Annotated in this window: 17 protein-coding genes; 9 read left to right on the top strand and 8 right to left on the bottom strand. The window is 64.0% G+C overall.

Annotated features, from left to right (window positions below; all coding sequences use genetic code 11):
• Positions 1-104 precede the first annotated feature (104 nt).
• From KIH77_RS08405 to KIH77_RS08395, 3 genes are all read right to left on the bottom strand, one after another.
• Positions 105-284, bottom strand: a complete 180-nt coding sequence (locus KIH77_RS08405; RefSeq protein ID WP_133119530.1) for a hypothetical protein — start codon at positions 282-284, stop codon at positions 105-107.
• 35 nt (positions 285-319) lie between these two features.
• Positions 320-985 carry a bifunctional 4-hydroxy-2-oxoglutarate aldolase/2-dehydro-3-deoxy-phosphogluconate aldolase gene (gene eda, locus KIH77_RS08400; protein ID WP_100510659.1) on the bottom strand — a complete coding sequence of 222 codons (666 nt, stop codon included), beginning with the start codon at positions 983-985 and terminating at the stop codon, positions 320-322.
• Positions 986-1,080: 95 nt separating this feature from the next.
• Entirely contained in the window at positions 1,081-2,043 is a 963-nt protein-coding gene (locus tag KIH77_RS08395; protein WP_243386740.1) for a sugar kinase, read from the bottom strand.
• A 256-nt stretch (positions 2,044-2,299) separates the two neighbouring features.
• Between KIH77_RS08395 and KIH77_RS08390 the strand changes: the two genes are divergently transcribed.
• The 6 genes from KIH77_RS08390 (at position 2,300) to hxlB (ending at position 8,825) form a co-directional block, all read left to right on the top strand.
• Positions 2,300-3,394: a LacI family DNA-binding transcriptional regulator gene (locus tag KIH77_RS08390; protein ID WP_163199975.1), complete on the top strand. Its 1,095-nt coding sequence runs from the start codon at positions 2,300-2,302 to the stop codon at positions 3,392-3,394.
• Between the two features lie 882 nt (positions 3,395-4,276).
• Positions 4,277-5,602 carry a gluconate:proton symporter gene (locus KIH77_RS08385; protein WP_163199974.1) on the top strand — a complete coding sequence of 442 codons (1,326 nt, stop codon included), beginning with the start codon at positions 4,277-4,279 and terminating at the stop codon, positions 5,600-5,602.
• Positions 5,603-5,734: 132 nt separating this feature from the next.
• A complete protein-coding gene (locus KIH77_RS08380) occupies positions 5,735-6,496 on the top strand; it encodes a sugar phosphate isomerase/epimerase family protein (RefSeq protein WP_163199973.1) in 762 nt (253 codons plus the stop codon).
• A gap of 69 nt (positions 6,497-6,565) precedes the next feature.
• Positions 6,566-7,537: a sugar kinase gene (locus KIH77_RS08375; RefSeq protein ID WP_163199972.1), complete on the top strand. Its 972-nt coding sequence runs from the start codon at positions 6,566-6,568 to the stop codon at positions 7,535-7,537.
• A complete protein-coding gene (locus KIH77_RS08370; protein WP_163199971.1) occupies positions 7,534-8,166 on the top strand; it encodes an orotidine 5'-phosphate decarboxylase / HUMPS family protein in 633 nt (210 codons plus the stop codon). Before KIH77_RS08375 ends, KIH77_RS08370 begins: the two co-directional genes overlap by 4 nt.
• A 107-nt stretch (positions 8,167-8,273) precedes the next feature.
• Entirely contained in the window at positions 8,274-8,825 is a 552-nt protein-coding gene (gene hxlB, locus KIH77_RS08365) for a 6-phospho-3-hexuloisomerase (protein ID WP_163199970.1), read from the top strand.
• 82 nt (positions 8,826-8,907) lie between these two features.
• Here the strand turns inward: hxlB and KIH77_RS08360 are convergent, their stop codons facing one another.
• Positions 8,908-9,945, bottom strand: a complete 1,038-nt coding sequence (locus tag KIH77_RS08360; protein ID WP_163199969.1) for an alpha/beta hydrolase — start codon at positions 9,943-9,945, stop codon at positions 8,908-8,910.
• Positions 9,946-10,039: 94 nt separating this feature from the next.
• The gene (locus tag KIH77_RS08355) at positions 10,040-11,485 is read right to left on the bottom strand and encodes a sugar porter family MFS transporter (RefSeq protein WP_163199968.1); all 1,446 of its coding nucleotides are present in this window, start codon (positions 11,483-11,485) and stop codon (positions 10,040-10,042) included.
• A gap of 303 nt (positions 11,486-11,788) precedes the next feature.
• Here KIH77_RS08355 and KIH77_RS08350 point away from each other — a divergent pair, with 303 nt between their 5' ends.
• Positions 11,789-12,673: an AraC family transcriptional regulator gene (locus KIH77_RS08350; protein ID WP_163199967.1), complete on the top strand. Its 885-nt coding sequence runs from the start codon at positions 11,789-11,791 to the stop codon at positions 12,671-12,673.
• 205 nt (positions 12,674-12,878) lie between these two features.
• On the opposite strand, the gene uxuA is transcribed toward KIH77_RS08350, so the two are convergent.
• The 3 genes from uxuA to uxaC form a co-directional block, all read right to left on the bottom strand.
• A complete protein-coding gene (gene uxuA / locus KIH77_RS08345) occupies positions 12,879-14,009 on the bottom strand; it encodes a mannonate dehydratase (RefSeq protein ID WP_100510648.1) in 1,131 nt (376 codons plus the stop codon).
• A gap of 183 nt (positions 14,010-14,192) precedes the next feature.
• On the bottom strand, positions 14,193-15,830 hold the full coding sequence (locus KIH77_RS08340) for a mannitol dehydrogenase family protein (protein ID WP_219100913.1): 1,638 nt from the start codon (positions 15,828-15,830) through the stop codon (positions 14,193-14,195).
• A 176-nt stretch (positions 15,831-16,006) separates the two neighbouring features.
• Positions 16,007-17,413, bottom strand: coding sequence for a glucuronate isomerase (uxaC, locus tag KIH77_RS08335; RefSeq protein ID WP_219100912.1), 1,407 nt, complete (start codon positions 17,411-17,413; stop codon positions 16,007-16,009).
• Between the two features lie 162 nt (positions 17,414-17,575).
• On the opposite strand from uxaC, the gene KIH77_RS08330 reads away from it, so the two are divergent.
• Positions 17,576-18,742: a LacI family DNA-binding transcriptional regulator gene (locus KIH77_RS08330; RefSeq protein ID WP_219100910.1), complete on the top strand. Its 1,167-nt coding sequence runs from the start codon at positions 17,576-17,578 to the stop codon at positions 18,740-18,742.
• Positions 18,743-19,041: 299 nt separating this feature from the next.
• Complete coding sequence (locus KIH77_RS08325) at positions 19,042-22,125, top strand: phosphatase PAP2 family protein (protein WP_219100909.1); 3,084 nt, start codon at positions 19,042-19,044, stop codon at positions 22,123-22,125.
• The last annotated feature ends 22 nt before the right edge of the window (positions 22,126-22,147 follow it).

Below are 22,147 nucleotides of genomic sequence, written 5' to 3'. Positions count from 1 at the left end.
ATGACGACCTTCCACTTTCGAGAAGTAGTTTCATGTTCATTGTGGCCCTTGCCGGCATTTGCCGTCGTGCGTTGCCATAATTTGCATATCAAGTGTGATAGCGGTCACATCCGAAAACGGCATTCGTTTGGCAACGCCATGGCAACATCACGACGGCGTTCGCCGGCTTGCGGCGACGCCGCCGCAAAACCGCAAAAAAGGCGGAATATCAACGAAAAACGAGGATGCCGATACGAAAGCGCCCGCATCGCCGTAATCGGCGGATGCGGGCGTTCGATAATCATCGACCGATGCATCGATCGAAGTCAGGCCGTCGGAATCAGGCGTTCTTCTTGTCGATGATCGGCTTGACGAGGGCGCGGGCGTCGGCGCAGGCCTGGGCGATGGCGTCCCAGTCGTGGGCCTTCTGCGCGGCGGACGGCACCGGGAAGGAGCCGCCGATGGCGAACACGTTGTTGAGGCTGATGTACTCCTCGGCGTTCTTCAGGCTCACGCCGCCGGTGGGCAGGAACTTCATCTCGGCGAACGGGCCGTTGAGGGCCTTGAGGGTCTTCACGCCGCCGTAGGCCTCGGCCGGGAAGAACTTCACGTAGCGCAGGCCCAGCTGGTAGGCGTCGTCCACGTCGGACGGGACGGCGGTGCCGGGGAGGACGAGGATGTCGTTCTCGAGGGCGTAGTCCACGATGCTGCGGGTGAAGGCCGGGGTGACCAGGCCCTTGCAGCCGGCCTCGATGGAGGCCTTGGCCTGCTCGACGGTGTGCACGGTGCCGGCGACCAGGGTGACGCCCGGCACTTCGTCGCGGATGCGCTTCATGCCTTCGATGGCGTACGGGGAACGGAAGGTGACCTCGGCCACCGGGATGCCGCCGCGCTCGAGGGCCTGGGCCAGCGGAACGGCCTCCTCCACGCTGTGCAGCGTGACCAGCGGGACGACTCCAAGCTCGGAGAAGTAGGCCAGCTGCTCTTCGTTGGTCTTATCTGCCATAGTGATACTCCTTTGAGTTATTGCCAACAGGTTGATTATCGCGCTTGCGTTCGATCATGCACGACTTGCGTTTGCTTCCGCTTCCGACTCTGCGCCTACTTCGCGCGCGGGTGCGACTCGGTGAACGCCTTCAGCTCCTCGGGGGTCGGCAGGCCCTCGTTGTCGGAGATGAACTGCGTCTGGATGGCGCCGAGCGCGCAGCCGCGCTCCAGCGCCTCATCCACGGTCCTGCCGTCCATGAGCGCGGAGAGCGTGCCGGCGGCGAAGCCGTCGCCGCAGCCGACCGTATCGACCACATGGTCGACCACGAAGCCATGCACGTACGTGGACTCCTTGCCGTCGGTGGCGTAGGCGCCGGCGGGGCCGTCCTTGACGACGACGAGCTTGGCGCCGTTGTCGATGAACGCCTGGGCGGTGCTTTCCAGATCGTCGGCGCCGAACAGCTCGCGGCCTTCGCCGACGCCCGGCAGCACCAGGTCGGCCTGGGAGGCCAGCTCGACGAGGGTCTTGCGCATGAGGTCGAGGCTCGGCCAGATGGCGGGACGCAGGTTCGGGTCGAACGACACGTAGGCGCCGTTCTCGCGGGCCCTGACGATGAGCTCCTTGGCGGCGGCCAGCGTGGTCTCGCTCAGCGGGGGCAGGATGCCGGTGAGATGCACCAGCGAGATGTCGGAGAAGTCGACGGCGTCCACATCGGCCGGGGACAGCGTGGAGGCCGCGGAGTTCTTGCGCCAGTAAGCGGTCTTCGGATCGCCGTGGCTCACCTTGGACTTCATCATGAAGCCGGTGAGGCGATCGTCGTTGTAGGAGACGAGCGAGGTGTCGATGCCGTTCTTCTCCATGAAGTTGCGGATGCGGTCGCCGGCGGGGTCGTGGGCGAGCTTGGTCATGTACACCGGCTTCTGCCCCAGACGGGAAAGGCCAACGCACACATTCAGCTCGGCGCCGGCCACCGAGGCGCCGAACGACTCGACCTCGGCCAGGTCGCCTTCCTGCTCAGCGGTGAACAGCGCCATCGCCTCACCGACCAGCAGCACCTTTCCCGGCTTAATAGCCACAGTTGATTCACTCAACGTCATGAGAAATCCCTCTGTTCAATCAATGTATAGTTTTTTCGATCCAAGTTCGAACCTTGAACTCAACCGGTACACATCATACTATCCTGAGAGTAGTTTTCGTAGGCGGTTGTTGGCACGTTTTTCAAAATTCGACGCCGGTTCACCCGAACGCGCCGGCGGAAACGCCGTGCATGGCGCCGCACCGGGCGTCGGGTACAGTGAATGCAGATTCTCACCACACGGAGGATATTGCGACATGAGGCAGTCAAAGGCGAACCGCAAGCCCAGCATCGCTGACGTGGCGGCCGCGGTGGGGGTCTCGAAGACCACGATCTCGCGGTATCTGCACGGCAAGTACGACTACATGTCGGCCGAGACGAAGGAGCGCATCGACGCCACCATCGAGGAGCTCGGCTACCGGCCGAACAAGATGGCGCAGAGCCTCAAGGCCTCGAACAGCCATCTCATCGGCGTGACCATCGCGAACATCAGCAATCCGTTCAGCTCGCAGCTGCTCAAGGGCATTCAGGCCGAGTGCCGGGCGCGCGGCATCCAGCTGCTGGTGAGCGACGTCGACGACAATCCGGCGCTCGAGCGCGCGGCCATCGAATCGCTGCTCGACTCGCAGGTGGACGGCCTCATCGTGAACACCGCCGGCGACAACGACGACTACCTCACCGAATTCGCCACGAAGGACGGCAATCCGCCGATGGCGACGCTCGACCGATTCATCAAGCCGGTGGTCTGCGACTGCATCACCACCGACAACGCGGCCGGCGTCGATGAGATGCTCGACCATCTCGTCGCCCAGCGGTTCGACCATGTGGTGTTCGTCACGCAGCCGGCGGCGGCCATCACCACGCGAGTGACGCGAGTGACGGCGTTCCGGTCGTATATCGCCGCGCATGGTGCGGCTGCCGGCGCGGCCGGTGCTGCCGATATTGCCGGTGCTGCCGATACGGCGACCGGCGCAATCAGCGGCACGATCAGCGGCGAAGTACTGGAATACAACGACCTCGCAGGTCTCGAGACCGGCCTCGAACGGATCATGGCCGAGCAGGCCGGACGCAGGGTCTGCCTGTTCTCGAACAACGAGGACGGCATGTGCGACATATTCGAGGCGTATCCGGCCGCGCTCGACGGGCATATCGGGCTGTGCGCGTTCGCCACCAAACGCTGGGCGCGCTACAGCGGCCGCGGCATCACATGCCTCGACCAGAACCCGGTGCGCATGGGACGCACCTGCGCCGCCAAGCTCGCCGCACGCATCTACGACGGCGACGATTCGCCATACGAGCTTCTGGAGCTTCCCGCCGAGCTGTGCATCTACGCCTCCACCACCGAGGTATAGCGAACACCTCCGTTCACAAGCGCGGCCCGTGCACGAATCGCCATATATCGCATATCCCGTCGTTGACGGATACGACAACCGTTCACGAATCGTCCGATGCGCATATATTCCGTCACTTGCGAGCAGGTATTTCATTCAGGAATCCCCAGATATACGCACATCCTCCCATTCGCACGCGGCCTTTTCATGCACGAATCCCCAGATATACGCACATATCACCATTCGCGCGCATATGCCATGTTCATGAATCGGCGAATATACACATATCCCATGGTTCATATCAAACCGCCACGTTCACGAATCAATCGATAGCCCGATATTCCAACATTCATCGAGAGAAAATGCCTCCACGAATCGACAAATGCACGAGCATCCTTCGATTCGTGAACACATGCCGAATTCCCGAATCGGGGGATATCGGCGCATATCCACATTCGCGAGCCCAAAACGGCCGCACGAATCGGCGGATGCGGGCGCATCTTTCGGTTCGTGAATGAAAGCCGCGTTCATGAATCAATCGATGCATCCGCATATGACGATTCATGAGTCTCGATGCCGGACATACGAGTATACGGATATATGAGTATATGGATATCTCGCCATTCGTGCGGCAGGGGTTGCGTCGTGTTTTCGCCATGCTTTGCGACACGCCGAAGAAAGCACTGCGAATACTTGGTTGTTATCCCTCACATATCTAACGAGAATCGAAGAGTACACCGGTTTAGTTGACCGGTAAACAATAACGTCGTATAGTACTTATCAACCGGTTTACGAAACCGGTACACACAACATCGTTTCGGTATAGTATCTGCCAGCGGACAACGTCGATTCCCCTCGCGAATCGTCCGACGTTCGAAAGAACACAGCTCAAGGAGGAGCGCCATGATTATCTGGGTGATGGCCGCATTGCTCATTCTCTCCTTCGCCGTCTTCGCGGTCTACGCGATGAAGGGCGGCAACCTCACCATCGGATTCTTCGTGCAGACCATCGTCTGGCTGCTCATCTACTTCCTCGGCGTGGCGTTCGGAGTCGGCAAGCCGTTCGACTTCGTGGAGGACATCTTCGCCCAGCCGGCACTGACCTACGGTCCGACGATCATCCAGATCGTCTGCGGCGCATGGTTCGGCCGCGTGCTCGTCGACACCGGCATCGCCGCCTCCATCTCCTACCGCACCGCCAAGGTCGGCGAGAAGAACCCCGTGCTCGCCACCATCTGCATGGCCGCCGTCACCTGCCTCATCTTCACCAGCGCCTACGGCGTCGGCTCCGCCATCGCCATCGGCGTCATCCTCTTCCCGATCCTGGGCCGCCTCGGCGTCCCCAAGCGCGTGGCCGTCCCCGTGTTCACCCTCTCGATCGGCGCCGCAATGTGGGTCAACAGCGTGCTGTTCGTGCAGTTCGCCGCCTTCTACCAGGACTACAAGTCCCCCGACGGCTCCGTGGTCGAATGGGGCACCCACTACCTGCGCTTCGGCATCGCCGCCCTGCTCGTGCAGATGCTCGGCGTCATCATCTTCATCCTCATCAACTCCAAGGCCATCAAGAACGGCACCCCGTACGAGGTCGGTGACCCCGACGAGCAGCCGACGGACATCCCCGACGTGCCCGTATGGACCTACATCATGCCGATCGTTCCCGTGGCCCTGTGCATCATCCTGCAGTGGAACGCCGTGCCCGCGCTCATGCTCGCCACCATCCTCACCTTCGCGTTCACCGGCCACATGAAGTCCATCAAGGAATTCGGCGCCATGCTGAACTCCACCGCCAAGACCGCCATCGGCGACATCGGCCCGCTCATCATCATGTTGCTCGTGCTGCGCTTCTTCCAGGAGATCGCCGTCACCGTGATGAAGGACTTCGGCCCGATCCTCACCCCGCTCATCCCGAACAGCACGTTCATCCTCGGCCTCGCGTTCTGCATCCTCGCCCCGCTGGCCCTGTTCCGCGGCCCGCTGGAACTCTACGGCGCCGGCTCGGCCGTCATCAGCATCTTCATGGCGACCGGCATGTTCAACGCCTGGTTCCTCTTCGCCCTGCTCGTGGTCCCGTCGATGACCTGCATCTCCTCCTGCATCACCCAGTCGTGGAACACCTGGTCGGTCGGCTACACCGGCCTCGAACCGAAGACCTTCCTCAAGAACGGCGTTCCCGTCTACTGGGCCTGCACCTTCCCCATCATGGGCCTCGCCGGTCTGCTGCTGTTCTGACCTTCACCTCTGACCTCCACCTCCGTGTGGGCGGCCGGCCCCTTCCCCGGCCGCCCACGACCCTCCCCTGCTCTTCCCTGATTCCGCACCACACACCACACCCACACACCAAAGAAACCAAGGAAATCCATCATGACCGCTCTCGGCATCAACACGCTCGTATACCTCTCCGACCTCGCGAACGGCGTCCCGCAGTCGACGCTGCTCCCCCGCATCGCCGATCTCGGCGCCGGCCTCGCCGAAGTCCGCCGCGAATACATCGTCGGCGCGGACGGCATCGACGCCGACGTCGAATTCGACCGCATCGCGGCGGCACGCAGGGCCGGCGGCCTCGGCCTGTTCTATTCCGTGCCCGAAGTCATCACCGCGGAGGGCGCCGCCAACCCCGAGTTGGCCACCTATTTCGCCGAGGCCAGGCGCATGGGCGCGAAGAACGTCAAGCTCAACCAGGGCGACGTGAAGGACGTCAGCGCCGACGTGCTGCACGGCATCGACGCGCTCGCCGCCGAATACGGCGTGAGCGTGACCATCGAGAACGACCAGACTCCGGAGAACGGCACGTTCGTCTGCACCGCCTCCTCGCTGGAAAACATCAAGGACGCCGGCAGCGCCATCGGCTACACCTTCGACCTGGGCAACTGGCTGTGGAGGGACGAGGACCCGGACGCCGCGTTCGCCGCCCTGCACGGGTTCATCACCGTGTTCCATCTGAAGAACGCCAACGGCGCCGAGAAGCGCGAGGACCTCGTCACGACGATGCTCGACGACGGCGTCATCGACTGGCGCGAGCTCGTCGCGCAGCTGGGCGACGACGTTCCCGTGTTCCTCGAGTTCCCCATCCCCGCCGACCGCGTCGCCGAACAGTTCGACATCGTCCGCGCCGCCCTCGCCTGACCGGCGGCCATACAAGCCGACATCGCACGACATCGCATATAACGAACGAAGAAACGTAAGGAAACCACAATGGCAGAAGTCATGACCATCGGCGAACCCATGGTGAACCTCATCGCCGATTCCGACCAGACCTACATGGAGGCCCGTAACCTGCCGACGCAGATGGCGGGATGCGAGTTCAACGTGGCCATCGGCGCGAACCGCCAGGGCCACTCGGTCAGCTACGTCACCACGCTGGGCGAGGACTGGCAGGGCGACATGATCGTCGACTACATGAACACCATCGACATCGACACCGGCAACATCCGACGCACGACGAAGGCCTCCACCGGCTCGCAGCTCAAGGTGGTGCTGCCCGACGGCGACCCGAAGGTCATCTACTTCCGTGCCGGAAGCGCCGCCAGCAGGACCACGCCCGACATCGTGGACGACGTGGACTTCGACGGCGTGAAGGTGCTGCACGTCACCGGCGTGTTCGCCGCGCTCGCCCCGAACACCTACGAGACCGAATCTCGCCTCATCGACGAGGCCCGCGCGCACGGAGCGCTCGTGACCTTCGACCCGAACCCCCGTCCGACGCTGTGGCACAGCGAGGAGGAGATGATCTACGCCACGAACAAGCTCGCCGCCAAGTCCGACGTGTTCATGCCCGGCCTTTCCGAGGGCCAGCTGTTCTCCGGCCGACAGGACCCGCGCGACATCGCCGACTTCTATCTCGACATGGGTGTGAAGAAGGTCATCATCAAGCTGGGCGACGCCGGCTCCGCGCTGTTCGAGCGCAACGAGGACGGCGAGCGCGTGGAGACGGTGGTGCCGAGCTTCGTGGTCGACGTGGTCGATACGGTCGGCGCCGGCGACGGCTTCGCCTCCGGTGCGATCACGGCCCTGCTCGAAGGCCTTGACGCCGAGCATCTGCTGGAGCGAGCGAACGCCGTCGGCGCGATCCAGGTGACAAGCGTCTCCGATTCCGAGGGCCTGCCCACCCGCGCCGAGCTTGAACGGTTCATCGCCGAAACCCCGCGAAAGGAAGTATCGCTGTGAAACTGCAGGTAGCCATCGACCGCGTGGACATCCCTCGCGCAGAAGCCATCATCCGCCAGGTCGCCGCATCGGCCGACGTCATCGAGATCGGCACGTCGCTGACCAAGGAGTTCGGCGTCCGTGCTCTCGCCCCGCTCATCGGGGCCGCGCACGAGGTCCGGCCCGAGACCGCCGTGCTCGGCGACATCAAGACCTGCGATGAGGGCAAATACGAGTTCGATCTTGGATTCGACTGCGGATTCAGGTACCTCACCGTCATGGGCTCGTCGTCGCTCGGCACGCTGAAGGTCTGCTACGAGTCGGCCGCCGCTCACGACGGCGTGATGATGATCGACCTGCTCGAATGCGACGACGACCGCATCGAGAGGATCTCGGTCTTCCCCGACGCCGTCTACTGCCTGCACACGTCGGTCGATTCGGGCGCGACCGCCGATCCGGTCGGCCAGGTGCGGGCGTTCAAGGCACGCTACCCTCAGATCGGACGCATCGCCATCGCCGGCGGCATCAGGAAGGACCAGCTTGCCGGCCTTGCCGCTGAGGGCGTGGAGATCGCCATCATGGGGTCGGCCATCACCAAGGCCGACGACATCGCCGCGGCGGCCGCCGAATGCAGGGCGCTGTGCGCGTAGTCGCTGCCGGCCAACGACATCGGCTCGCCGGCCAACGACCATAGGTCACGAATTCCTAACCATCCGAATAATCCAAGGCAGAACAAATCAGGAAAAGAGCAGATATCATGACCAACGACAACCGCATTCTCGACCAGATCGTCGATGAGATCTCCGGCGTCATCGCCAAGATGGACGAGGCCGACCTCGAGGCCGCGCGCGACCTTATCGGCCGCGACGACCGCGTGTACGCCACGGGCGAGGGCCGTTCCGGATTCCAGGCGCGCAGCTTCGCGATGCGCATGATGCACATCGGCTACACGAGCTACATGATGGGAGAGACCATCTGCCCGTCGATGCATGAGGGCGACGTGCTGCTGGCCATCTCCGGCTCGGGCAAGACGCGCAAGACCGTGGAGGACGCCGAGGCCGCGAAGAAGCTGGGCGTGAAGGTGATCGCCGTCACGTCGAAGCCGGAATCCCCCCTGGCCGACGCGGCCGACGCCGTGATTCTCGTGCCGGGCCGCGTGAAGGGCGAGGCCGGCGGCTCCATCCAGCTGCTCAGCTCGCTGTTCGACCAGAGCGTGCACATCGCGCTCGACGCCCTGTGCCTCATGCTCTCCCGCCGCGACAACGTCTCCGACGCCCAGGCCAACGCCAACCACGCCAACGTGGAGTGACCATCAACGTGAAGCAATAGAACGAAGCTCCGCCTTCCGGAATATCGGAAGGCGGAGCTTTTCGCATCCGGACGAATGACCGTCACAGCCTTGAGTAGGTGAAGTCGCGGATGAGGTCGAGGACGACGCCGCTTTCCTCAAGCCAGCTCATGCACACGGGGAACACGTGGCCGAGGGTTTCGGCGGGCGCGGTCTTCCAGTCGTGCAGTTCGAAGTCGGTGTCGCCCTCCGACAGCAGCGCGGCCAGATGCAGGGTCTCCGACTGGATGAAGTCGTCGCTGCTGGTGTTGAGGAACAGCGGCGGCAGGTCGACCGACCGCACGATTTCGGCGACGTCGACGGCCGAACGGTCGACGTCGGCCAGCGGCGCGAAGAACGTGGACGACATGGCGTCGAGGATGGTCTTGGGGTCGTCCTCCCCCGCGGCCGTGGCGGCGGCACCGCCGGCGGCCGGAACGTACGGCAGCAGGTTGTACAGGCCGGAGACGAGCGCCGCGCCGTTCACGCCGATGCCGCTGGCCTCGACGCCCAGAGCGGCGGCGACCGACGCCGAGCGTTCGACGGCGGCGGTGAAGAACGCGAGGCATCCGCCGGCGGAGTCGCCGGTGAGCCAGACGCCGTCCTGCGCGATCGGGTATTCGGCGCGATGGTCGCGAATCCAGGCGAGCGCCTGCGCGACGTCGCGCAGCTGGCCGAGAAAGTCGGTCTGCGGCGAGGGACGGTAGTTCACCGAGAACACGGCGAATCCGCGCGAGGCCAGGTGCGTGCAGAAGTTGCGGTTGAGCTCCTTGTGGCCGTAGACGAATCCGCCGCCGTGGATGTCGACGTATACGGGCATCGTCTGGCCGCCTCGCACGACGGCCTCGTGCGGCAGGTAGAGGTCGAGCCGGTGGCCGCGCACCTCGTCGGCGTCGTCGGCGTACGGCAGGTCGGCGATGACGTCCACGTCGTCGGGCGTGTGCCAGAACGGCACGCGGGAGGCGTCGCCGTCGGCGAAGTCCACGCGGGACTTGAGGATCGCCGAACGCAGCGGTTCGGGGCAGTCGCCGAGGTCGCCGTCGATCTCGGTCCAGTCGGTGTACGGCACTCCTTCGGCCGTGGCGTATCGGTTGCTCATCATGGTCTCCTTAATCTTCATGCATCGTTGTCATGCGTTACGCAATGCGCCGGCCTGCCGATGTCGGCGCGGCCGGCGCACAGGCGAATGGATTCGGTCACTCGGCCTTCATGTCCTCGAGGGCCACGCCGTTGGTCTCGGGCAGCACCTTCTTGACGAACAGGTAGCTCAGCAGCGCGAACACGGTGTAGGCGAGGTACACGTTGCCGACGCCGATGGTGTCGCGCAGCGGCGGGAACGTGGTGGAGACCACGAAGTTGCCGATCCAGTTGAACGCGGTGGCCACGGCCACGCCGATGGCGCGGATGTTGTTCGGGAAGATCTCGCCGATGACGACCCACATGCCGGCGCCCCAGCTGAAGTTGAACGACAGGAAGAACGCGTACATGCCGAAGATGGCGATCGGGGCCCAGATGCCGGGGAGCACGAAGTTGCCGTCCTGCATGGAGGCGTGGTAGAAGCCGACGGTGGCGATGAGCAGGAACACGGTCATGGCGATGGAACCGGCGGCGAGCAGCTTCTTGCGGCCGATGCGGTCGAGCAGGATCATGGACGCGATCATCGGGATCCATGCGGCGAGCGTGCGGTACAGCGAGATGTCAAGCGCGACCTGCTCGGAGAAGCCCATGGAACGCCAGATGCTCGAATCGTAGTAGAGGATGATGTTGATGCCGCAGAACTGCTGGAACAGGGCCACGAGGATGCCGATCCACACGACCTTCTTCAGGCCGAGGAATCCACCGCGCAGGTCGCGCAGCTTCGCACCGCTCTCGCTGCCGACGGTGGCGCGGATCTGGGCGATCTTGGCTTCGGGGTTCACCACGCCGTTGATGCGCTTGAGCGTGGCGGCGGCCTCCTCGTCGCGGCCCTTCATGACGAGGTAGCGCGGCGATTCGGGCAGCAGCAGCGACACGGCGAACATGACGACCGACGGCACGATCATGATGAGCAGCATCCAGCGCCAGGTGGCGAGACCGAACCAGAACGGCGAGTCGGCGCCGCCGGAGCCCTTGGCGAACATGCTGTTGGTGATGGTGGAGGCCAGCATGCCGATGCCGACGCCGAACTGCTGGAAGCTGGTGAGGAAGCCACGCATCTTGGTCGGCGAGACCTCGGCGATGTAGGCGGGGCCGAGCACAGAGGCCAGGCCGACGCCAAGGCCGCCGATGAAGCGGAACACGATGAACGACCAGATCTCGGGTGCGAGCGCGGAGCCCAGGGAGCTGGCGATGAACAGGATGGCGGCGAACAGCATGGAGTGGATGCGGCCGTACTTGTCGGCCAGCTTGCCGGCGAACCAGGCGCCGAGCACGCAGCCGAGCAGCGCGCACGAGACGGAGATGCCGCTCATGAAGCTGTTGAGGCCGAAGCCGGTCGCGGTGCCGGCAATCGAGTCCACGGCGCCGTTGATCACGGCGGTGTCGAAGCCGAACAGCACGCCGCCGATCGCGGCGGCCGCGCATACGATGATGATTCTGCGTTTGATGACCGGATCGACGATTTCCTCGAGATCGTCATGCCGGGAACTGGTCTGTGACGTCATTGCCCTCTCCTTCGTTGATGACCACCTTGTCATTTCCTCCATGGCCGCGACCCTTCGCAGCCATGTGATGTTCATCATCGTAGGGGCATGATTTCATCGCCGGTAATCATTATGTGATTCAGAAAATATGATTTTGTGATGTATTATTACGGAAATACGAAGATAACATCACATTATGCATTTTCCGCGTCACGAATCGTAGACATCATGCCGACGATGTCATGCCGAAGGCGGCATTCCGACAACGAAGGCCGACGACGGCACGGAAACGGTGAAGGCATACGAGACGACGGGAGCCCGACCATGACCGACGACCACGACTATCCGTACAACCGGGTGATCACCGACGATTATCTCGAGGAGAACATCTATCCGGAGGACTCCCCCGCCCTGATCCTGATGCACAACGTCAGAGGGGAATCGGTGCGCCCCCACTGGCATCGGGGATTGGAGCTCTCCCATTGCTTCGCCGGTACAGCCACATGGACCATCGACTCGTCGATCATCGAGACCGCCCCGGGGCATACCACGCTCATCAGCCCGTATGCGATCCACGAGGCCAAGCTCACCGACGTCGGCTATTACAGCGGAGTCTCCATCACGTTCAACAACGACATCGTCGAGAAATCGTATCCGTACGCCGACCGCAACCTCGTCGACTTCATGAGCCCCACCGCTACCGACGACGACCGGCAGCGCCTCACCGACCTCGTCATCAAGGCCGCGCAATGGCATGAGCGGCCGGGAACGCTGAAGACGCTGCAGCTGAACGCGATCCTCTACGAGATCCTGTACCTCGTGTATTCGAAATTCGTCGTCGGCGTGAGACGGCCGGAACTCGTACGCAACGGCCGCCATGTGTTCATACAGGTCGTCGGGTTCATCGAAAGCCATTATGCCGAGCCGCTGACGGCGCAGGACGTGGCTGCGCGGTTCGGTTACAGCCGCGAGCATTTCAGCCGTCTGTTCAAGGAGGCGACGGGCATGGGATTCAAACAGTTCGTCACCCGGCTGCGTCTGCAGGACGCCGAGCGGCGGATAGCGCGCTCGACCGTGCCGATCGCCGAGGTGGTGCGTTCGAGTGGATTCGCGGATTCGCGCAGCATGTGCGCGGCGTTCGAACGCGCCTACGGGATGACGCCCAGCGCCTACCGCCGTGCGCAGAGGGCGGAGCAACGGCAGGGGTAGCGCCGAACGCCCGGGAATGCGACGGGGCTGAGGCATTCGCGTTATGACCGACACCGGGAAATCACAGACGGAGGGTTCTGCGAGGATGAACCTGCACATATGAAAAAGGCCTGCGCGTCCGGTCGTTCGACCGATTCGCGCAGGCCTTCATCGATAGGAAGGTATCCCTCGTTCCGGCTGCCACCGAAGCGAGGAAGTCAGTGCGTTACTTGTTGTACTTGACGGTGTCCCACACGCCCAGCAGGTACTGGATGCCCAGGGCGCGGTCGTACAGGCCGTAGCCCGGACGCGGCTTGTGCTCCGGCGTGTTCTCGTTCCACAGGTGACGGCCGTGGTCCGGACGGATGTAGCCCTGGTAGTCGGCCTCGGCGTACGCCTTCATGATGCCGATGGTGTCCACGTCGCCCTCGGACGCGCGGTGGCCGACCTCGGAGAAGCTGCCCGCCTCGTCGAGGAACTTGATGTTGCGCACGTGCGAGAAGTGGATGCGGTCCATGAACGTCTTGACGGCGTCGACAGGGTCGTTGCCGCGGCGCGACGAGAAGGAGCCGAGGCACAGGCACAGGCCGTTGTACGGGCTCGGGTTGAGGTCGAGCACGCGCTGGATGCCCTCCTTGGAGGAGACCACGCGCGGCCAGCCGAACAGGTCGAAGGCCGGGTCGTCGGGGTGCACGGCCAGCTTGACGTCGTACTTCTCGCAGGTCGGGATGACGGCGTCGAGGAACACCTTGTAGTTCTCGTAGTACTTGTCGTGATCGATGCCCTTGTAGGCCTCGATGAACTCGGGCAGGTGGGCCAGACGCTCCGGCTCCCAGCCCGGCATGGTCAGGCCGTTGGCGCCCTCGAGCGTCTCGTCGATCAGCTTCTGCGGGTCGGTGAGCTCGGCGACCTTGTGGGCGTCGTAGTACAGGGCAGTGGAGCCGTCCGGGCACGGGTGGAACATGTCGGTGCGCAGCCAGTCGAACACGGGCATGAAGTTGTAGGTGACGACCTTCACGCCGGCCTTGCCGAGGTTCTCGATGGTCTTGATGTAGTTGTCGAGCGCCTCGTCGCGGCTCATGCCCAGCATGGTCTTGCCGGTCTTGATGGACTCGTGCACGTTCACGGACTCGACGACGTCGGCGTTGAACGTCTTGGTGATGCCGTGCTTGCGGTCGTAGTCGGAAAGGCCGGTGATCTTCTTCATCTCGGCCTCGATCTCCTCCGGCTCCCACAGCTCGCCGGCCTGCTTGTGGTGCAGCGACCAGACGATCGTCTCGACGCCCGGGATCTGGCGGATGTCGTCCAGCGAAATGGTGTCGTTACCCTCGCCGTACCAACGGAAACCCATCTTCATAGCGGTTGATCCTTTGCTTTCGGTGGTTATACAGTTTTCGGTTTACACCGCAACGGTGCTGTTACGGTGCGGATTGTCGTGAATTGTCACGGATTGCGGCGGGCGGCGCGACCATGCGCCGCTCGTGGGGCCGACGGCTCCCCTTCAATCATGCGGGGAGCCGTTGACCTTGGGAGGCCTGGCTCAGAGGCCGAGCTCCTTGTCGATGACGGGGTGCAGGGTGCCGGTGCCGGCCGCGAACTCCTTGAAGTAGCCCACGATCTTCTCGGCGAGCGGGGTCTGCGTGAGGTCCACGTTCCACAGGGTGGTGTCGGCGAGGATCGGCTTGAGCACCTCGTCGGCCTTGGACAGGTCGCCGCCCAGCGTGAGCGGGGCGAGGTCGGCCTGCAGCTCGGGGATGCGCGGATCGGGGCTCAGGGTGATCTCGTTGCCGTTGTCGTCGGTGGCCTTGCCGTCCTTGCCGAGCAGCAGGCGCAGCCATGCGGCGATGGCCAGCGGGATGGCGACCAGCTCGTTGACATCGTGGTCCGGGGACTCGACGTACTTCTTGATGGTCACGCCGAAGCGGATCGGCACCTTCTGGGAGGTGTCGGTGGAGATGCGGACCGGGGAGTCGGGCAGGCTCGGGTTCGGGACGCGAACGTCGATGACCTTCTCGGCGAACTCCTTCGGGGAGAAGATGCCCGGGTCGGTGACGACCGGCAGGCCCTCCTTGTAGGAGAGACGCTCGGCCAGGGCCTTGAGGGTCGGGTCGGCGATGGTCTCGCTCATGGAGTCGTAGCTCATGAGACGACCGGTGACGGCCAGGGCGGTGTGCACCGGGTTGAGGCAGGTGGTGACCTTCATCTCATCGGAGTCGTTGACGGTGTCGCGGTCGCCCAGGAAGACGCCGGCCTTCTCGAGGGCCGGACGGCCGTTCGGGAAGGAGTCCTCGATGACGAGGTACCAGGTCTCCTCGGAGTTGGCGAACGGGGCCACGTTGGTGCCCTTGGCGGTGTGGAAGATCTTGTTGTCGCCGAAGCCCTTCTCGGCGAGCAGCTTGGAGACGGACTCGGCCGGGTTCGGGGTGATGCGGTCGATCATGCTCAGCGGGAAGGAGACCTGCTCCGGATCGTCGACGTAGCGGACGAAGTCCTCGGAGACGAAGCCCTTCTTGGCCCACAGCTCGGCGAACTCGACGATGACGGAACGGAAGCGGTCGCCGTTCTGCGAGAAGTTGTCGGTGCTGACCATGGCGATCGGCTTGGCGCCGGCCTTGAAGCGCTCGAACAGCAGCGCGGTGATGGCGCCCATGGCGGAGACGGCGGTGTCGGGGCCGTTCTCGACCTCCGGCTTGATCCACGGGAGAAGCTCGCCGTCGTTGTTCTTGATGGCGTAGCCCTTCTCGGTGATGGTGACGGTGACGAACTGCAGCTCCGGGTTGGTGAAGACCTTGACCAGGCCGTCCCACACCTCGTCGTGCTTCTTGACGCCGTAGGAGGCGGCCACGGAGGCGACGAGCTCGGTGTCGATGGAGCCGTCGGACTTGAGGATGACGGACAGGCCGCGGTTGTCGAACGGCTTGAAGGAATCCTCGATGATGTCGGCGTCGAACGTCTCGGCGACGATGATGCCGGACTTGGTCAGGCCCTGGTTGAGCAGGTCCTGGGCGATGAGGGCGTGGACCTCACGGAACAGGTTGCCGGCGCCGAAGTGCACCCAGTAGGGGTGGTCGGCGGTGTATGCGGCGACCTCAGCGGGATCGTACTGCGGGAGCTTGATGCCGGCGGCCTCCCAGTCGGCGGCGTTGGCCTTGAAGTCATCGGTGAGATGAAGAACCATGGAAAACGTTCCTTCCTGTCGATATCGGCGTCCGCCTTCATTGGCGACCACCGTTATAATCAGTTTATAATATGGGATATTCCCGACGTAGGCCGTGCCAATATTTGCCTTGGCCAACGCCGGCGACGCTGCCGCGACCTCCCCGTAAGGAGGCCACGGCAGCGTGATGGGCGGAATCAGTCAAGCTTGAAGACGTGGCGCGGGCCGGCCTGCACGGAGTCGCGCATGACCTTCTTGCCCTCGTCCATGCTCAGGCGGTGATCGGCGACCAGGCCGGAGACGAAGCGGGCGGTCAGACGACGGTTGGTGTCGTGACGCGTCGGGATCGAGCACAGGGCGCGGGTGTCGTCGATGAAGCCGGAGAGCTTGGTGAAGCCGGCGGCGGTGGTGATGTAGTCGAAGTAGCGCAGAATCGGCTCCGGGGAGTCGAGGAACCACCACGGGGCGCCGACGTACAGGCTCGGGTAGAAGCCGGCCAGCGGGCCGAGCTCGCGGGAGTAGACCGTCTCGTCCATGGTGAACGCCACGAAGTGGAAGTCCGGGTTGTTGCCGTACTTGTTGAGCAGGCTCTTGAGGTCGACGGCGTACTCGGCCTTGGCCGGGATGTCGGCGCCGATGTTCACGCCGTACTGGGCGAGGTTCTGCGGGTCGTAGTCGCGGTGGACGTGCGGGTGCACGGTCATGACCAGACCGTCCTCCTGGGCCATCTCCACCTGGTCGGCGAAGAAGTGGCGGCGCAGCTTGTCGCCCTCCTCCGGGGTGATGTTGCCGGCCATGGCCTGCTTGAACAGGCGGTTGACCTCGGTGTCGGAGAGGCGGTCGGTGCGCACGTCGGCGTGGGAGTGGTCGGACAGCACGGCGCCGTGGGCCTTGAAGTACTGGCGGCGGCGGCGCAGGGCCTCGGTGAAGCCCGCGTACGTGGTGGCGTCGATGCCGGCGACCTCGCCGAGCTTCTCGACCTCATGCGCCCAGTTGGCGGTCTTGTAGGGCTCGAGGTAGAGGTCGGGGCGGAAGGCCGGGGCCAGACGGGCCGGGAAGTCGGGGTCGGCGTTGGTCTCGTCGTGCAGGTGCAGGTCGTCGAGGGTGTCGTCGGTGGTGGAGATGAACTCGATGTTGAACTTCTTCACCAGGGCGCGGGTGGAGAACTCCGGCTGCTTCAGGTCGTCGTTGATCTCGTCGTAGATCTCGCCGGCGGTGTCGGGGCCGAACGGCTTGTCGATGCCGAAGACGGTCGACAGCTCATCGTCGAACCAGTACTGCATCGGGGTGCCGACGTAGGCGTACCAGTACTTGCCCAGCAGCTCGAACGCGTGCTTGGACTGCTCCTCGGTGAAGTCCTTCTGGCCGACGCCCAGGTCCTTGAGCTGCACGCCCTGCGAATGCAGGATGCGGGTCACGTAATGGTCGGGCGTGATGAACAGTTCGGTCGGGTTGGCGAAGTGGTAGTCCTTGTCGTGGAACCATTCCACCGGAACGTGGCCGTGGGGGGAGATGATGGGAAGGTCCTTGACCTCGGCGTACAGTTCACGCGCGATGTCGCGGGTGTGCGGGTCGGCAGGCAGCAACCTATCTGCGTTTACCATGCTAGAAACTCCTTTGTTTGTTGTCTTCCACTTTCGATTATGGGTTTGCGGCACCGGGCCGGCGTCCAGTTGCCAGCGTTTGCACGCCTCGGCCGTACCATCATGACGTGAGGGAAAACGGTAGGGTAATATTCCATTAGGAAAACACTTCGGGAGCGATGCATGACTTCATCTGAAAACGCCAATGAGGACGTGAACGACGACCTACGGTCAACGACGACGGACGCCACATCGAATACGACGACATCAAGCACGACGGCATCAAGCACGACGACTTCGACCGACGACGCCCCGTCGAACGCCAGGAAACCCGTGACGATACGTGACGTGGCACGCCTCGTCGGCGTCTCACCCTCCACGGTCTCCCGCGCCTTCGCACGCCCCGGCAGGGTGAGCGCCGAGACGGCGAAACGCATCCGCGAGGCCGCCGACCGGCTGGGATACCGCGTCAAGGCGGTCACGTCGCTGAACATGACCGATTCGGAGCATCTCAACGGGCTCATCGCCATCACGGTGGCCGACCTCGGCAACCCCATCTTCGCCGACTATGTGAAAAGCGCCCAGCACGAATGCCTGCGCAAGGGGTTCGGACTGCTGGTCATCGATTTCGAGGAGACGAACCTCATCGAACGCAAGGCCCTCAACCTGGCCATGAACCACGTGGACGGCCTGATCCTCACCTCGTCAAGATCGTCCGACGCCACGGTCAGGAAGCTCGCCGAGATCAAGCCGCTGATCGCGTTGAACCGGCCCATCCGCGGCGTGCAGTCCATCATCCCCGACGCCCGGCAGGGGCTTGCGGAGGCGGTGGAGCATCTCATACAGCTCGGCCATGACGAGATCACGTACCTTTCCGGGCCGGAGGCCTCGTGGCAGGACGGCCGGCGCTGGCGCACGCTCTCGGAACTGTGCTCGCAGCACGGGATCCGCCTGCGCCGCGTGGCGTCCGAGGCGCCGTCGTACAGCGGCGGCTACCGCTACAGCGAGGAGTTCATGCGCAACCCGACCACGGCGGTGATCGCCTACAACGACATCCTCGCCATCGGGTTCATCAAGGCGCTGCAGGCGCGCGGCATCCGCATCCCCGAGGAGATTTCGGTGATCGGCGTGGACGACACACCCGTCAGCTCGCTGGTCACGCCGGCGCTGTCCACCGTGCGCCTGCCCCGCAAGGAGCCGGCCGAGCTCGCCGTGGACGACATCATCGCCCAACTGCGGCACACGCGCCCGGAGGCGAGTGCCACGTCCACGAAGTTCCTCAGGTCCACGTTCATCCCGAGGTCGAGCACCGGCCCCGCCAGCAACGACATCCATACGTTCACGCTGTGACGACGTCGTCGCGTCGGTGGCGTGGTAATGCCGTCATCGTTACGGCACCGTCGACGGACAATGACGTCGTCGACGGTGCCGACGACGCATGAACCGTTTCGACGATGGACGCCGATGCGAATGCCGACGTAGATGAACAACGGTTGAATTATGGTGAACGCCGGATTGCCCGGCGTTGATTTCTCCCTCCCCCGGCGTACGGCCCGAATCATCGTGGCGCACACTGGAATCGCAGTAATGTCGATGACGCCACCCGAACGGAGTCGTCGGCATTTTTCCATATGAGGATTGGGAGAATCATGACACATACTGCTTTCCCGACCACGGTGGTCAAGGGGGCCCTCACGGGCCTTGTCGCCGTGGCCATGTTCGCCCCGCTCGCCACGACGGCGAACGCGGCCGAAGCCACCGGCGATGCCGCATCCAACGAGCAGAGCTTCATCCAGTACGACGTGGCCCAGAACCCGGCCGGTGACCAAGGCAAGGCCCTGACCACCATGCTCGGCGACTTCAACACCTACTGGACCCCGAACAAGGGCGTGGCAAGCGACGCCGGCGAGAAGGTGCTCGCCCACGATGACGCCCTGACCGAGGAAATCAACAACAAGGCCGCCGCCGACACCAAGGCCGGCACCAACGACCAGCAGGCCCGCGCCTACTCCGACGCGCAGATGGACACGACCGACACGCTCTACGAGGCGTTCGGCCCGACGATCGGCGCCTATTTCAAGGCCGACATGAACGCCGGCAAGCTGCCGAAGACCACCGCCTACCTCAAGTCGATGGGCGTGAGCACCAGCAACGCCAAGAGCACGTATGCCCACCCGCGTCCGTACATCGACCGCGCCAACTACAAGGGTCAGGAGCTCGACCTCAAGGGACTCAAGGACACGCTGAACATCCAGAAGGTGCAGGCGTACGAGAACCAGGGCGAATACGCCAGCCTCGCCGACTCCGGCTCCTTCCCGTCCGGACACACCACCTTCGCGTTCTCCAAGGGCACGGCGCTCGCGGCCGTGATGCCCGAACTGGGCGCGCAGATCATGACGCGAGTCTCCGAGGCCGGTAACAACCGCATCGTGCTCGGCGTCCACTACCCGCTTGACATCATGGGTGGTCACATCGCCGGCGCCTATGGCGTGGCCACCGCGCTGAGCGATCCCGCCACCGCACAGGAGGCCAAGGCTGTGCGTGCCGAGCTGCAGTCCGTGCTCGGCGCCGACTGCAAGGCCGACGGCCTGACCAAGGACGTGAACCTGCACGACTGCATCAACGCCACCAACGCCAACGGCCAGTCCAGCAAGAAGCAGTACGGCGGCTATACCAACTCCTTCACCGATGACGTGGTCACCAAGCCCGTCACCGACGAGGACTCCACCCTCGCCGCCTACACCGCCCGCATGACCTACGGCTTCGAGCAGACCGGTGACACCACCAAGCGCCCGGTTGTGCCGGAAGGCGCCGAGAACCTGCTCGCCAACGTCGACTACTTCAACACCGACGACCCGGCCAACGGCAAGCTCAAGCTCAGCACCGACGAACTGCGTCAGGTGATCGCCGCCAGCGAAATCAAGTCCGGATACCCGCTTGACGCCGACAGCAACGGCTGGGGCCGCATCAACCTCGCCGCCATCTACACAGCCCGCGTGACCTTCGACAAGGCCGACGCCGCCACCCGCAAGATTACCGGCATCTCCTTCGGCCACCACCGCGACGAGGTGGAAATCGAAGCCGCCAAGCCGAGCGTGCCGACCCAGCCCAAGGCCGACGCCATCACCAACCTGCTGACCGACTACAACACGTACTTCGACTTCTACAACGCCAACGGCGTGAAGAACACCGACGTAGCCAAGGCCACGACCAAGCACGATGACGATCTGACCGCCTCCATCAACAACAAGGCGTTCGGCGCCGACGGCAAGACCGCCCAGGACCAGCGCGCCCTGTCCGACGCCCAGATGAACTCCACCAACACGCTGTACGACGCACTTGGTCCGGTGCTCGGCCAGTACTACAAGACCGCCATGGACAACGGCAAGCTGCCGCAGACCAAGGCGTTCCTCGCCACGATGGACAAGTCGGCGAGCACCGGTACCGCCAAGGCCTACTACCAGCACCCGCGTCCGTACATCGACCGCGTGAACTTCCAGGGCAAGACCCTGAACATCGACGACACCCTGCAGAACCGCATCAAGAAGGTTCCCGGCTACGAGACCTTCGACTGGGGCGACGGTGAGACGCCCGACAACGAGTACACGAGCCTGTACAACAGCGGCTCGTTCCCGTCCGGCCACACCACCTTCGCGTTCACCCAGGGTGCAGGCCTCGCCTACATCCTGCCTGAGCTCGGTCCTGAGATCATGACCCGCGTCTCCGAAGCCGGCAACAACCGCATCGTGCTCGGCGTTCACTACCCGCTCGACATCCTCGGCGGCCACATCGCCGGCCAGTACGGCGTGGCCACCGCGGTCAGCAGCGACGCCAAGGCCAAGGCCGAAGCCGCCGCCGCCCGTACCGAGCTGGTGAACTACCTCACCGCCCAGTGCAAGGCCGACAAGCATGGCGACACGCTGGAGTCCTGCATCGACAACACCAAGGCCAACAGCACCGACGGCTACAAGAACGACTTCACCGACGACGTGGTGAAGAACGCCGTGACCGATCGCAAGTCGGCCATCGCCGCCTACAAGGCCCGCATGACCTACGGCTTCCAGACCACCGGCAAGACCGATCAGGCCGCCGTGGTCCCGGATGCCGCAGTAAGCATGCTCGACAACGTGGCCGCGTTCAAGAACCTGACCACCGACCAGAAGAAGGCCGTGCTCGCCGCGACCGAAGGCGACTCCGGCTACCCGCTCGACGCCAGCAGCAAGGGCTGGGCACGCATCAACCTCGCCGCCGCCTACAGCGCCAAGGTCACGCTGAGCAGCGACAAGAAGACCGTGGAGAAGGTCGAACCCGGCCAGGCCGAGGCCAGCGTGGTCGTGGCCACCCCCGACACCACCGCTCCCGTGTTCTCCGGCGTGCAGGACGCCACCGTGGCGCTGAACTCGAAGTTCGACGCTCTGGCCGGCGTGACCGCCAAGGATGACAAGGACGGCGACGTGACCGCGGACATCAAGGTCAGCGGCTCCGTCAACACCGCCAAGGCCGGCGAATACACGCTGACCTACACGGTGTCCGACAAGGCCGGCAACACCGCCACCGCCAAGCGCGTCATCACCGTCGCGGCCAAGGGAACCGCCCCGGCCGGCAACACCAACGGCGTGAAGACCGCGGGCCAGCTCGGCAAGACCGGCGTCGCCATCACGGGCATCGCGCTCGTGGTGATCGTCGCCGCCGCTGCCGGCGTGACGATGGTCATCCGTCGCCGCCGCGCCTGATCTGCCGGTCATCGGATTGCGT

It is taken from the genome of Bifidobacterium pluvialisilvae, assembly GCF_019331695.1.
GTDB lineage: Bacteria > Actinomycetota > Actinomycetes > Actinomycetales > Bifidobacteriaceae > Galliscardovia > Galliscardovia pluvialisilvae.
The sequence above is the reverse complement of the archived record's forward strand: the minus strand, read 5'-3'. Positions and strand labels throughout refer to the sequence as shown.